This is a genomic window from Streptomyces sp. NPDC036815, assembly GCF_055609205.1.
The window spans coordinates 43416-56434 of record NZ_JBVJPW010000010.1; the positions used below are offsets into that span (position 1 = coordinate 43416).

The following is a 13019-nucleotide window of genomic DNA, read 5'->3' on the forward strand; positions in this document are numbered from 1 at the left end:
ACTGGGCATACGGGACCAATGGCCCGCGACTTCACCGTCGTCCTGAAGGGCGTACGACGGGCGGGCACCGCCCTCGTAGGCCACTACCGCGCTCGCCGCACCCACCCGACCCACGAGCTGATCAGCCCCCCGCACCCGTACGCCCGCGCCCTCGGCCTGATCGCCGTCGTCGTCCTCGGCGCCTGGCTCGGGCTCCTCGTCGTCGGCAGCGTCCGCGCCCCGGTCGGCCCGATGGACACCCGCATGGCGCTGCGCCCGTCCGTGTCCGGCGGCACGAAGATCGACGTCTCCCCGCTGGGCGCCCTGGAACTCCGCTCGCACACCGCGCCCCTGCGCCTCGACGTCGACGTGGACCGCCTCGACCCGGTGCGCTCCCAGGCCCTGGTCGACCACCCCGAGCGGCTCGCCGGGCTCCAGGAGGAGGTCGCCCGCGACGTCGGACACGGCACGCTCGACCTCGCCGTACGCTCCTGCGTCGCCGTCGTCTCGGGCGCCACGGCGCTCGGCCTCGCCGTCTACCGCCGCCCGCGCCGCGCACTCGCCGCGGGCGGCCTCGCCCTCGCCCTCCTCGCGGCCTCGGGCACGGTGGCGTACGCCACCTGGAACCCGAAGTCCGTCCTGGAGCCGAAGTTCTCCGGCCTGCTCAGCAGCGCCCCCTCGGTCGTCGGCAACGCGCGCAGCATCGTCAGCGAGTTCGATGTCTACCAGCGGGAGTTGGCCCGCCTCGTCACCAACGTGACCAAGCTCTACGACGTGACGTCCACGCTCCCCGCGTACCAGCCGGACCCCACCACGATGCGGGTCCTGCACGTCTCCGACATCCACCTCAACCCGGCCAGCTGGAAGATCATCTCCTCCCTCGTCGACCAGTACGAGATCGACGTCATCGTCGACTCCGGCGACACCATGGACCACGGCTCGGCCACCGAGAACGGCTTCCTCGACCCGGTCGAGGACCTCGGCGCCCCCTACGTGTGGGTGCGCGGCAACCACGACTCGCGCACCACCCAGCGCTACCTGCAACGCCTCAAGAACGCGCACGTGCTCGACGACGGCAGGGCCGAGACGGTCGCGGGCCTGCGCTTCGCGGGCATCGGGGACCCGCAGTACACCCCGGACCGCTCGGTGCGGGCCGAGGGCGACGCGGTCGAGCGCATGGCGGGCATACGGCTGGCCTCCGCGCTGCGCGCCGAGCGGGCGGCCGGGACGCCCGTCGACGTGGCGATCGCGCACAACCCCACGGCGGCGCGGGAGACCGACGGCGAGGTGCCGCTCGCCCTCGCGGGGCACGTCCACCACCAGGAGATGGACGTCCTGGACGAAGGGACGCGGCTGCGCGTCGAGGGGTCGACGGGCGGCAGCGGGCTGCGCGCGGTCGAGGGCAAGTACCCCGATCCGGTCGAGGCATCGGTCCTCTACCTGGACCGTACGAGCAAGCGGCTCCAGGCCTGGGACGAGATCAAACTCGGCGGGCTGGGCCTGACGAAGGCCGAGGTCAGCCGCCATCTCCCCAAGGAGAACCGGCCCGGGGCGCCCACCGCGCCGAGCTCTCCCGGCACCGACCCGTAAACCGTTTTGGCGATAGCTCCCCGCATCCCATATGCTTCTCACGTCCCCGACGCGCCGCAAGGCGCACACGGCGGGCCTCTTAGCCCTCATCGTCTAGTGGCCCAGGACGCCGCCCTTTCAAGGCGGTAGCACGGGTTCGAATCCCGTTGGGGGCACGCAAAGCTTTACGTACGTGGATTCGTTCGCATACGTAAATATGGTCCTGTGGAGCAGTTTGGAGTGCTCGCCACCCTGTCAAGGTGGAGGCCGCGGGTTCAAATCCCGTCAGGACCGCTTGCAGATCACCTCGGTGAACTGCGTGGCTGGGTAGCTCAGTTGGTACGAGCGATCGCCTGAAAAGCGATAGGTCGCCGGTTCGATCCCGGCCCCAGCCACCAGAACGAGAACACCCCGGACGGCATGCCGTCCGGGGTGTTCTCTTTGCGTTCCCACAGCCTGGCTCCCGCGATTCCGCGTTCAAGACAACGATCATTCAACGGTCATGCGCGCCACCGATACCGTGCGTCAGCCGGTCGGCGAGCAGGCGACCCGGGCGGATCGGCGGGACGAGGTGTGAGTACTCCGTGCCGCCCCCGAGGCCGGTAGGCAGCTCACGCGGGGAGGAGAACAAAGATGGACGAAGAGACTTTCTACGAGGAGAGCAAGAAGTACCTACGCGAGATCCTGGGCGAGGCCGACCTGGAACTCGCCTCGGATACCGAACTTCTGGAGTCCGGCTTGCTCGACTCGCTGTCGACACTGGAATTCTTCTTCTTCATAGAGGAAGTCAGAGGCGCGCCGATCGATCCGGAGGAGGCCAGTCCGGAGTCGATCTCCACGCTGCGCAACGCCTACAAGCTGGTGCAGTCGGCATGACGCTCACCGTGGAGCAGGTGCACGCGGGCTGGGCCTGGCAGCGGGAGATCTGCAGGCAGGCCGGGTCGGTCGGCTACGTGGGGGTGATCACCGGGGTGCTGGACCGGCTCGGTCGCGACCCCCGGCTCACCGAGTTGCTCACCTCGGAGACGCAGGACCCCATCCAGTCCGCCCAATGCCTCAGGCTCCTTGGCGCCGTCAACCGGGTGGCCCTGGCGGAGAACGCCTCCTGGATCACGGACTACTACCCGGTCTTCGGCGGGCGGTGCGATGTCGAGCGGCTCGTTCCGGCATTTCTGGCCTTCCTCGATGACCGGTTGCCGGCGGTGCGGCGGCAGCTGCCCGCCGGTGTGCAGACCAATGAGGTGGGACGGGCGGCTCCGCTGTCCGCCGCGATCAATTACGTGGCCGAGGCGACCGGGATGCCCGTCCGGCTGCTCGAGGTCGGTGCCAGCGCCGGTCTCAACCTCCTCATCGACCGGTACTACGTCGCCGCGGGCGGGCGGAGCTGGGGTCCCCCGGGCTCGGCCTTGCGGCTGACCGGGCAGTTCGAGGACGGCGATCCGCCGGCCGGCGCCCCTGAGGTCGTCGACCGCAGGGGCTGCGACCTCAACCCCATCGACGCGCGAGACCCGAGGTCCATGGACCTGCTGAGGTCGTTCGTGTGGCCCGAGCACGTCGAGCGCATGACCCGGCTCAACGCGGCGCTCGAGATCGCACGGGCCGCTCCCGCTGTCCCGATCGACGCGGACGAAGCCGGCTCGTGGGCCTCCCAGCAGCTCGCCACCCGCCCGGCGGGCCAGGCCACCGTGCTCTACCACTCCATGGTGCTCACGTACTTCGACGACGCCGAACGAGCCAAGTTCGCGGACGTCGTCCGTGCCCACGGCGCCCGGACCACCGCCGACCGGCCGCTGGCCTGGATCTCCATGGAACCGAGCGAGGACGACTCGGCCGTGGTCGAGGTCGGCTGCGAGCTGTGGCCCGAGGGGCGGCGCCTCCTGCTCGCCCGGTGCACGCCGCACGGCGGCAAGGTGCGGTGGGCCCCGGCGGAGATCCCGGCATGAGAGCGGACACGCTGCTCGGGGTCTACGAGCGTCAGGCGGCGAGTACGCCGGACGGCGAGGCGCTCGTCTACGCCCGCGCTCCCTACGAAGGGACCACGCTGACCTGGCGTGGGCTGCTGGAGCGCGGCCGCGAGCTCGCGTCGAAGCTGCGGGAGGCCGGGCTCGGCCCTGGCGGCCGCTGCGCCGTGGTCATGATCGACCACCCGGACGTGCTTCCCGGTGTGCTCGCCGTCTGGCAGGTGGGCGGCGTGCCGGTCCTCCTGGACAGCCAGTGGGGGCGCACCACCACTCGCTCGGTACTGCGGCTGAGTGCCGTCGAGGCGATCTTCGATGTGGTCCGCGGTACCTGCGAGAAGGTTCCGGCCGCAGGCACGGACGCTCCCCCCTTGCCGGGGGACACCGCGCTGCTCAGCTACACCTCGGGCTCCACCAGTGACCCGAGGGGAGTGGTGCTCTCGCACGGGCAGTTGCTCCATGCCTACCGGGCCGGAGGCACCGCGCTGACCGAGCTCCTGGGGCGGAGGCGGCGCCGCTTCGGCGTCACCATGCGTTTGTCGGGTCTCGGCATCCTCGGTATGAACTATTTGTGGCCCGCTGTCATGGGACTGCCTGTCACGGTCCTTCCCGAGCTCTCCGTCGCCTCGGCGAAAGGCTATTGGTCGAGGCTCAGAGAACATGACGTCGACGTCACCTACCTGGTCCCGCCGCTCGTCGATCTCCTCACCAAGATGTCGGTGGATCCCGGAGCCGAGAACGGGGACACCATCGCCTGTTTGTCGGGCGGCGCACCCCTCTTCGAGCAGTCGCAGCGGGCCCTTCAGCGGAACTGTCGCGCCGTACTCCTGAATGTCTACGGCCTCACCGAAGTCTCCTTCGCCGCCTTCTTCGGAGACATCGGACCCGACGGTCTTGCGACACACTCCATCGGCCGGCCCGCGACCGTGGAAGCGAGGCTGCGGTCAGCGGACGGCAGCATCGTCGTCGGCCCGGGCGAAGGCGAGCTCGAACTCGCCGGGGCAGCGGTGAGCCACGGCTATTACGCGAACGACACCGCCAACAAGGAACTGTTCCGGGAGGGCTGGGTCAGAACCGGGGACCTTGCCGACAGGGACGCGAGCGGCCGCTACTCGATCATCGGTCGGCACAAGGACGTCGTGCTCAGGGGGGCATTCACCGTCTACCTGCACGAGATCGAAGAGGCGGCCAACGGGCACCCCGGGGTACTGGAATCGGCGGCCGTCCGACTTCAGCTGCCCAGCGGTGAAGACGTGGGGCTGCTCGTGCGCATGGCACCGGGACCGGATGCGGAAACCAGCACCGCAGACCTCCGTGAACACCTCGCTCTGGAGTTGGGGAGCCAGCGGACACCGCGCCGCATCGTCAAGACGACGGAACCACTTCCCCGACTGGCACAGCACAAGATCGACCGTCGCGCCGCCCACGCGCGATGGCATGCGGTGAACACGCCTCACGCCAAGGAGTGAACATGACTGCAAAAGGCTTCGATCTGGACTGGGCGAAGTTCCGACGTAATGGCTTCCTCGAACTCGGACCTCGCCTGTGTGAAAGCGACCGGCTGGCCGTACTCGAGCACTTCGACAAGCTGGATGCCGCGGACCGGATTCCTCCGGGCTATCAGGCCCAGTACGACGAGTCGGGCGGAACACGCAGGTTGCGCAAACTGCGTCGGCTCCTGTGGTGCGACAAGAAGCTCTACGCGCCGATTCTCCACCGGATGGGGGCGCTCGACCTGGCGGAGACGCTCATAGGTCCCAGTGCCGTGGCGATCCTCCATGCCGCCTTCCTCAAGCCGGCCCGCATCGGCACCCACGTCGCGCCCCATCAGGATCAAGCACTGTGGGACCGCCACCTCCCCGGCTCCTTCAACATGTGGACCGCCCTGACCGACGTGTCGCCTGCCAACGGTGGCCTGCACGGCTATCCGGGCTCGCACGTCCACGGCGTGATCGAACACCGCGACGACCCCGATCACCCGTGGCACGAAACGCTGAGCTACAAAGTGCCCGAACTCGCCGAGCGGCACGACTTCTTGCTCAAGCCCGGCGAGTCCGCCATGTGGGAATCCACCTTCGTGCACGGGAGTGAACCGAACACTTCCGACGAGGACCGCCGGGGCATGGTCGTGGTCTTCGCGGACAGCTCCGCGGCGAACTTCCATGAGCGCGACGTCATGACACTCGAGCAGATACGTACCCTCGCCGCAGCTGGAGCCGCGACGGAGTCCGGGTGACCAACGAGGGGGTCCAGGTCGAAGAGCGGAACGCCAGGCCCACCCTCTGGGTTCCTGATTTCCGGCTCTTCTTCACGGCCAGGACCACGTCACTGCTCGGGGACGCCGCACTCCCGGTGGCGATCACCGCCGCCATGCTGGAGGCCGGCTACGGCATCTCGGGTGTGGGATACGCGCTGGCCGCGCATCTGGGGCCGTTCGCGGGATTCATGATCTTCGGCGGGGTGCTTTCGGACCGGCTCGGCGCGCGGCGACTGATGATCTTCGCGGACTTCGTGCGCCTGGCCGTCCAACTCACCCTGGCGGTCCTGCTGTTGGCCGGCCCGCCGCAGCTCTGGGTGATCCTCGCTCTGCTGGCCACGCTCGGCACCGGCGGTGCGCTGTTCCAGCCGGGCGTGGCCAGCGTGACCCCCCGGCTCGCGTCCGACGTGCAGCGAGCCAACGCCGTCCTGCGCATCACGGAGTCATCCGCCGTCGTGGTCGGTCCGGCTGTCGCCGGTGGGCTGCTGGCGCTGATGCAGCCCGCCGCCGTGATCGCCTTCGACGCGCTGACGTTCGGCGCCAGCGGCTGCTGCCTGCTGCTGCTGCGCCTGGCGCCCCTGCCCGCGCCCGACGGGCCGAAGAGCTCGCTGCGCGGCGATCTCCTCGTGGGCTGGCGGGAGTTCGTGGCACGGCGGTGGCTGTGGCAGGTCGTAGCGGTCTGGATGCTGTTCCAGCTGGGCTCCTGGGGGCCGACCCTGACCCTCACCAACGGCATCCTGGTCGATCGGCTCGGCGCTTCGACCTTCGGCCTGGTCATGTCCGCCATGGGACTCGGCAGCGTCCTGGGCGGAGTGATCGCGATCAAACTGCGGCCGGTCCGACCGCTTCGTGCGGCCACCATCGCGATGCTCTTCTACGCACTGATTCCCCTGAGTTCGTCATTCGACCTGTCGGCTCCGGTGCTCGGCGCCTGCTATTGCGTCGGCGGGGCGAGCATGGCGTTCTGGGGAGTCATGTTCCACACCAGCGTGCAGACGTACATACCGGTCCAATTCCTTGGGCGAGTACACGCCTACGACGCGGCGGGCTCGCTGATGATGAAGCCGGTGGGGCAGGCTCTGGCCGGCCCCGTAGCCGGAGTCATAGGCGCTGTTCAGCTACTCCATATCGCGACCGGCATAGGCATGGTGGTGTGTCTCATTCTGCTGCTCCTGCCTGCCGTCCGTAATCTCCCCCGGAACGAATGTGTGGGATAAGCATGCGCATTGACATCGCCAGCAGGGCTTCCCTCGGAGCCGTGCAGAATGAGGACTTTGCCGCTGCCGCGCTGCCGGCCATGGGGCGCGGTGGCGTAGCCGTCGTGCTCGATGGCGTCAGCGCGCCCGTCGCCCCTGGAATGGGATGCTCACACGGCACGCCGTGGTTCACCAGCTCGGTCGGCGGAAGCCTGCTCGAGCTCGCCGCCAGGATGGACCGGCCTTTCGCCCAGTGTCTGGCCGATGCGATCTCCAGGACGCGCGAGCAGCACTCCGGAGTATGCGATCTCGGGCATCCGCGCACCCCGCAGGCGACGCTTGCGGCGGTCCGCTGGGACGCGGACCAGCTCGAATACCTGGTTCTCGGCGACAGCGAGGCGATGGTGGAGACCACGGTGGCAGCCGCGGCGGAGGTGCACTTCCTCCGTGACATGCGCGTGGAGGCCGTCAGGGAACGACCGGACATGCGGGCCTGGCGGGCTCAGCTCGACGCCCTTCCCATCGGTTCCGAGGAGTGGGAGCGCACCACCAAGGAATACCAGAAATTTGGTGACGCCTTCCGAAACTCCAAAGAGGGCTTCTTCACGGTGGCCGCGGATCCGAGTGTGGCCGCGGAGGCAGTGAACGGGCGTTTCTCGATGACTGAGCTCGTCGGCGCCGCGCTGTTGACGGACGGCGTGACACAAATGACCGACATATTCGGCCATAGCGACCGCCACGAAATCTACCAATCGCTCAGAGCGACCAGTTGCCAAGAGGTGATCGACAAGACAAGGGCGCTGGAGCTGGCCGATGAGTCGGCCACCAGGTTCCCCCGCAGGAAAGCCTCGGACGATGCGACTGCCGTCCTGGTCGAGTTCTCCGGATAACCGTCCCTTCGCTGAGTGGCCGTCGTACTGCAGGAAGTTGGATGAGACATGAAGGACGACAACGATCTGCTGGAACTCAATCCATCCCAGCTGCGAAACCACCGCAATTGGACTGACGCCGAGCTGCCCATACGCGTTCAGACGCTCGTCCTGTCGCCGACTGAGGACATCTCCCTGGACGCCGCTACGCGGGCACTGGGCGAACTGATGAGCGCGCACGAGGGACTCCGCAGCCGCCTGTGCCACGACGACCACGGAAACCCGCGGCAGCGGGTGATATCAGCACGTGAGGCACTCGCCGAGATCAACCACAGCATCGAGACGAAGCCCTACGAGCCCGACGACGACCTCTGGGCCACGGTCCCGGTCCAGCCCCGGGAGGCGTCGGTCAAAGCGGTGTTCTACCTCGTGGGGGACCGCGTATCGGCGATCAAGCTGAGCCTTTCGCACGTCTTCGTCGATTCGCTCGGCAAGCAGGCGGTGACCGCGCACCTGGCCGAGCTGCTGCGGAAGAACGGCAGCACGGCACCCAGCATCACACCGCAGGCGAGCACCTATGCGAAGGGCATCGAGCACCCGGATGTCCGAGCGAGCACCGCGCACTGGAAATCAGTGCTCGCCGACGCGCCGCGCTCTTGCACGTACGGTGCGGGAGAGCGGCCGGAGAGCGAGCAGGCCCAGGTGTGTCAGGTGCCGTTGGAGCGGCGTGCGGCGGACCGCCTGGTGGCGACCTGCCGCAGGCTGCGCGTGTCGCCGCAGACAGCATGGGTGGCCGCGCTCAGCACGGTGGTCGGCCTGTTGTCGGGCCAGCATCGCCACACGTTCAAGACCACCCATGGCAACCGTGTGCTGCCTGCGGACTTCCGGGCGGTCGCGCAGATCGCACAACCCTTCTTCTCCGTCGTGGGCGGTGACCGTGCGGACACCCTCCGCAAGAGGGTGGAGAAGGCGGGCAAAGCGCTCGACGCAGCCACGGGAAACACCATGTACGACGCGAACGCCCTCCTTGACTGGCTCAATTCCGAGGAGCGTTCCAGCGGCTCGGTGTTCCAGCCCGCCTTCGAAGTGAACTACGTGCCGACGATCCGCCGCGCACACGCGTCGTTCCTCTACGGACCGGCTCCGGAACAGCTGCGGAACGTGACGATGCGGTACGACCCGAACGCGGGCAAGCCGGATCTCGCCCTCACCATCCGCCACTTGCCGGAACCGCTCCTCCTGCTCACCGTGCGCGGCCCCCTGTGCGCGGAGCGGGACGCGCGGAAACTCCTGGACCACGGGCTCACGTTCATGGAGGCGCTGGCCGACCATCCCGACCTGCCCATCTCAGAGTTGGGGATTCCGGAACTCGGCGCGCGGGGCTCGCTGCTGTACGGGCACCGGAGTGAGGTCGCCATCGATCCGGAGATGACCCGGCGGCTGTTGCTTTCCGCGCGCGGCGTCACGCGTTGCGAACTGACGCCCCAACACTCGGCGGACGGCTCGGTCGTGCTGCGCGCGCGGCTGGCGATGCGCGGCGCGCCGGACGAGAAGGAACTGCGAGCGCAGCTGCGCCGGGCGCAGCCGTGGTACGCGGGCGCCATTGTCCCTGACGTGCTCGTCATCGAGCCGCACGGCGAGGGAGCCGGAGAATCCAAGGAGGGCGCGTGAGACGAAGGGTTCTGATTACCGGAGGCTGTGGATACGTCGGATCTGCCCTGGTGAAAAGACTGGTGCGAGACGGCGGATATCACGTGACCGTTCTCGACAACGGACTGGTTCCGGGCTGGCGCGTGGAGGGCGGTCCCGTTGACTACATCGAAGGCGATGTGCGTGACGTCGCTGACTGGTCATCGGTGCTGAAGAATGTGGACTGCGTGGTTCACCTGGCAGCGGTCGTGGGCGATCCGGCCAGCAGTATCGACACCCAGTTGACCTGGGAGGTCAACTACCTCGCCACCGTGCGGCTGGTCACGGAGTGCCGCAAGGCCGGGGTGGCCCGCTTCGTCTTCTCCTCGACCTGCAGCAACTACGGTGTCGTCGACGATGTGGCGGACGAGGACGCCCCCCTGCAACCCCACTCGGAGTACGCGGAATCCAAGGTCCGCGCCGAACACCATCTCCTGGTGAGTCAGGATGTCGGATTCACGCCCGTGATCGTGCGGCTCGCCACGCTGTACGGGTTGGCGCCTCGCATGAGATTCGACCTCGCGGTGAACGTGATGACGGCGAACGCGGTCCGCAACGGCAAGATCGAAGTCCATGGCGGAAAGCAATGGCGACCGTTCCTCCACGTCAACGACGCGGCGAAAGCACTGCAACTGGCAGTGGAAGCGGGCGCCACACCCTCCGTACCGCAGGTGTACAACTGCGGCTCAGCCGCGGACTGCTACCAACTCGGTGACATAGGCCGGCAGATCGCGGCCGAGGTCCCAGGATCCGAACTCGTCACGCTGGATTCCGTCACCGACGTACGCGATTACCGGGTCAGCTTCGACCGTATAGGAAAGCGCATCGGGTTCCGCGCGGATCTGAGGGTCGTCGATGGCATCAGAGAGATGAGAGACGCACTCGCCGCGGGCGAGTACGCCGATTACGCCCATGAGCGCTACAGCGACCATCTGTCCGTCTCCGCTTCCGTCCAGCGCGGCGATCCGGCCGGACAGTGCCGGTCCGGGCCGCGGCACCCGGACGTCACGACTGACTGCCGTGCGGGAAGTGGCGTATGACCGAGATACGCACCGCGCCGACAGCAGTAACGGGAGACTGGATCGGCGCGGACCTGTCCGCTGACCCGGAACAGTGGCGCCTCCCCGTTCCCCAGCACGTCGCGGACGACATACTCACGCTGGCCCGCGACTTCCTCGACAGAGGGGCCGAGAAGGACCCCGACGCACCGCCTCCCGCGGCCGGGCCCGCGACGCGTTCCCTGGCCGGGCGCATACACCGGCGTCTCGCCGGATTCCCCGGCTTCGTCCAGCTCACCGGTTTCCCGGTGGATGCCGGGTTCGAACTGGTGGAAGCAGCGTACTGGCTGTTCGGCAGGCTGATCGGCGCGCCCGTTTCGCAGACACGCGCGGGGAACTTCCTCGCCCGGGTCGAGGACCAAGGGGCGAAGATCGCCGTTCCCACCCAGCGTGGCCACCACAGTTCCAGCGCCCTCGCGTTTCACGCCGACCGTACGGACGTCATCGGGCTGCTGTGCGTCCGCGCCGCCGCCGAGGGCGGACACAGCCAACTGGTGTCGAGCAAAGCCCTCCACAACCTCATCCTGCGCGAACGTCCCGACTTGCTGGCCGTGTTGTACCGGACGTTCCCGCACGACCAGCGGGGCGAGGCACCTCCCGGTCGTCCCGGCTGGTGTGAACTTCCGGTGTTCAGCCAGTTCGCGGGGGATTTCTCGGCCCGTTATGTGCGGCGCTTCGTCGAGGGTTCCCAGCGTCACGCGGGGGCACCGCGGCTGACCGCCGAGCAGGTCGCTGCCATGGATTTCATGGACGAGCTGCTCCATCGGCAGGGAATGGCGCTGCAGATGGAATTGCGGCCGGGTGACATGCAATGGATCAACAACTTCCACATCCTGCACGCCAGGAGCGCGTTCCGTGATGCGGCCGGCCTCGACGAAGGCAGGTTGCTTCTGCGGCTGTGGCTCTCTTTCGCGGGCAGCCCTGCCCTGCCGCCCGAATACGCCGACATGTACGGCAGTACCACCGGCGGCGCGTACCGGGGCGGAGTGTGCGCGACAGGGTGCTGGTCCGAATCGGGCAACGGAGAGGGGCGACCATGAATGACCGGCCGGTGCACATCATCGACGCCACGCTGCGTGAGGGAATGCAGGCTGCCAACGGCGCCTTCACCACGGAGCAGAGCGTGGAAGTGGCTCGATGTCTCATAGCGTGCGGCGTCGACATGGTGGAATGCGGGCACCCCGCGATCGGCCACCACGAGCAGCTTCGGGTGGCGGCGGTGGTGGAGGCCAGCGGGGCGGTGCCCGTGCTCGCCCACGCCAGGGCGAACAACAACGACGTCGACGCGGTGGCCAAGACCGGTGCCGACTGGGTGGGCATCTTCCTCGGGGTCAACGAGATATCACTCAACAGCAGGCTCCCCGGCTACAGCCGAGACGACGTGCACCGCAAGATCGACGAGTCCGTCGGATACGCACGTCAATTGGGCCTGCACGTGCGGTTCACCGTCGAGGACAGCAGCCGTACCGACTTCGACCTCCTGGTGGAGACGTACACCAGAGCGATCAAGGCGGGCGCCGACCGGATCGGCATCGCCGACACCGTAGGGGTGCTGGAGCCGGGAAGAGCGGGCGAACTCGTGCGGAGGCTGGTGGCGAGCGGCCTCGACGCCGAGATCGAGGTGCATCTGCACGACGACAGAGGTCTCGCCCTCGCCAACGCCCTCGCGGCCATCGACGCCGGCGCCACCTGGGTCTCCACCTCGGTCAACGGGCTCGGAGAGCGGGCCGGAATCGTTGATCTGGGCGCGCTGCTCGCCAACCTGGACCACCGGGGCACCCGCACGTGTGCGAACGGTCAGCGGCTGCGCGACCTCAGCCGTCGCGTCGGCGCCTACTCCCGGTCGGCGCCGGACGACCGGCGGCCCGTCGTGGGCAAGAACGTGTTCCGCCATGTGTCCAGACTCCATCTCATGGCGGTGGACCGCGATCCTGCCTCCTACGAGTGGATCGCTCCTGAACTGGTCGGAGCCGAACGGGTCATCGGCGGTGCCGGACTGCCGAGGACTCCGGCCGAGTGGATCGTCAAGCCACCGGTCGTGTCCGCGACGGAACTGCGTCACCACCGTGCGGGGCCCGGCGACCGGTTCGTCCTGGTGGACGAGAGGTTCGTCGCCGGTGCCGGCCAGTACTGCATCGCCCGCCGCATCCCCGAACTCGACAGCTATGGCGCCGGGCACGTCGATGGCCATGTGCACCACTGCGACAGCCTGTTCGTCTTCCTCGGCACCCAGGAGAGCTACCAGGGGCTCGAAGTGGACGTGCACCTGGGTGAGGAGACGTTCCGGGTGCTCAGTCCGGCCTCGGTGTTCATCCCCGCGGGGGTGCGGCACAGCTACCAAGTGGTCGCCGGTTCCGGCACCTACCTCAACCATGTGCTGGCCGGCGACTACAACAGCAGCCTCCTCGATCCGCCGTCCCTCGGAAGCCGGGACTGACCGTGTG

11 protein-coding genes and 3 tRNA genes are annotated in these 13019 nt (G+C 68.1%); all 14 read left to right on the plus strand.

Annotated features, from left to right (window positions below):
- Positions 1–18 precede the first annotated feature (18 nt).
- The 14 genes from ACZ69I_RS21120 (at position 19) to ACZ69I_RS21185 (ending at position 13012) form a co-directional block, all read left to right on the plus strand.
- Entirely contained in the window at positions 19–1569 is a 1551-nt protein-coding gene (locus ACZ69I_RS21120) for a metallophosphoesterase family protein (protein WP_470833894.1), read from the plus strand.
- A gap of 82 nt (positions 1570–1651) precedes the next feature.
- Positions 1652–1724: transfer RNA gene (locus tag ACZ69I_RS21125), tRNA-Glu, on the plus strand.
- Between the two features lie 43 nt (positions 1725–1767).
- A tRNA-Asp gene (locus ACZ69I_RS21130) sits at positions 1768–1842 on the plus strand.
- A 27-nt stretch (positions 1843–1869) separates the two neighbouring features.
- Positions 1870–1946: transfer RNA gene (locus ACZ69I_RS21135), tRNA-Phe, on the plus strand.
- 235 nt (positions 1947–2181) lie between these two features.
- Positions 2182–2424, plus strand: a complete 243-nt coding sequence (locus ACZ69I_RS21140) for a phosphopantetheine-binding protein (protein WP_467678782.1) — start codon at positions 2182–2184, stop codon at positions 2422–2424.
- Positions 2421–3491 (plus strand): DUF2332 domain-containing protein, encoded by a 1071-nt coding sequence (locus ACZ69I_RS21145; protein ID WP_470833896.1) that lies wholly within the window; start codon positions 2421–2423, stop codon positions 3489–3491. The genes ACZ69I_RS21140 and ACZ69I_RS21145 overlap by 4 nt, the downstream gene beginning before the upstream one ends.
- On the plus strand, positions 3488–4975 hold the full coding sequence (locus ACZ69I_RS21150; protein ID WP_470833898.1) for a class I adenylate-forming enzyme family protein: 1488 nt from the start codon (positions 3488–3490) through the stop codon (positions 4973–4975). The genes ACZ69I_RS21145 and ACZ69I_RS21150 overlap by 4 nt, the downstream gene beginning before the upstream one ends.
- Before the next feature lie 2 nt (positions 4976–4977).
- Entirely contained in the window at positions 4978–5742 is a 765-nt protein-coding gene (locus tag ACZ69I_RS21155; RefSeq protein WP_467678788.1) for a phytanoyl-CoA dioxygenase family protein, read from the plus strand.
- Entirely contained in the window at positions 5739–6980 is a 1242-nt protein-coding gene (locus ACZ69I_RS21160; RefSeq protein ID WP_470833900.1) for an MFS transporter, read from the plus strand. The genes ACZ69I_RS21155 and ACZ69I_RS21160 overlap by 4 nt, the downstream gene beginning before the upstream one ends.
- 2 nt (positions 6981–6982) lie before the next feature.
- Positions 6983–7849: a hypothetical protein gene (locus tag ACZ69I_RS21165; RefSeq protein ID WP_470833901.1), complete on the plus strand. Its 867-nt coding sequence runs from the start codon at positions 6983–6985 to the stop codon at positions 7847–7849.
- A 48-nt stretch (positions 7850–7897) separates the two neighbouring features.
- Positions 7898–9499, plus strand: a complete 1602-nt coding sequence (locus ACZ69I_RS21170; protein WP_470833903.1) for a condensation domain-containing protein — start codon at positions 7898–7900, stop codon at positions 9497–9499.
- Positions 9496–10557, plus strand: coding sequence for an NAD-dependent epimerase/dehydratase family protein (locus ACZ69I_RS21175; protein ID WP_470833905.1), 1062 nt, complete (start codon positions 9496–9498; stop codon positions 10555–10557). Before ACZ69I_RS21170 ends, ACZ69I_RS21175 begins: the two co-directional genes overlap by 4 nt.
- Positions 10554–11615 (plus strand): TauD/TfdA family dioxygenase, encoded by a 1062-nt coding sequence (locus ACZ69I_RS21180; protein WP_470833906.1) that lies wholly within the window; start codon positions 10554–10556, stop codon positions 11613–11615. The genes ACZ69I_RS21175 and ACZ69I_RS21180 overlap by 4 nt, the downstream gene beginning before the upstream one ends.
- Entirely contained in the window at positions 11612–13012 is a 1401-nt protein-coding gene (locus ACZ69I_RS21185; RefSeq protein ID WP_470833908.1) for a homocitrate synthase/isopropylmalate synthase family protein, read from the plus strand. The genes ACZ69I_RS21180 and ACZ69I_RS21185 overlap by 4 nt, the downstream gene beginning before the upstream one ends.
- Positions 13013–13019 lie beyond the last annotated feature (7 nt).

Bases quoted from the DNA above. Each gene is read 5' to 3' on its own strand.
- ACZ69I_RS21170 (WP_470833903.1), top strand. From the start codon at position 7,898: ATGAAGGACGACAACGATCTGCTGGAACTCAATCCATCCCAGCTGCGA.
- ACZ69I_RS21145 (WP_470833896.1), top strand. From the start codon at position 2,421: ATGACGCTCACCGTGGAGCAGGTGCACGCGGGCTGGGCCTGGCAGCGG.
- ACZ69I_RS21150 (WP_470833898.1), top strand. From the start codon at position 3,488: ATGAGAGCGGACACGCTGCTCGGGGTCTACGAGCGTCAGGCGGCGAGT.
- ACZ69I_RS21120 (WP_470833894.1), top strand. From the start codon at position 19: ATGGCCCGCGACTTCACCGTCGTCCTGAAGGGCGTACGACGGGCGGGC.
- ACZ69I_RS21180 (WP_470833906.1), top strand. From the start codon at position 10,554: ATGACCGAGATACGCACCGCGCCGACAGCAGTAACGGGAGACTGGATC.
- ACZ69I_RS21155 (WP_467678788.1), top strand. From the start codon at position 4,978: ATGACTGCAAAAGGCTTCGATCTGGACTGGGCGAAGTTCCGACGTAAT.
- ACZ69I_RS21165 (WP_470833901.1), top strand. From the start codon at position 6,983: ATGCGCATTGACATCGCCAGCAGGGCTTCCCTCGGAGCCGTGCAGAAT.
- ACZ69I_RS21140 (WP_467678782.1), top strand. From the start codon at position 2,182: ATGGACGAAGAGACTTTCTACGAGGAGAGCAAGAAGTACCTACGCGAG.
- ACZ69I_RS21185 (WP_470833908.1), top strand. From the start codon at position 11,612: ATGAATGACCGGCCGGTGCACATCATCGACGCCACGCTGCGTGAGGGA.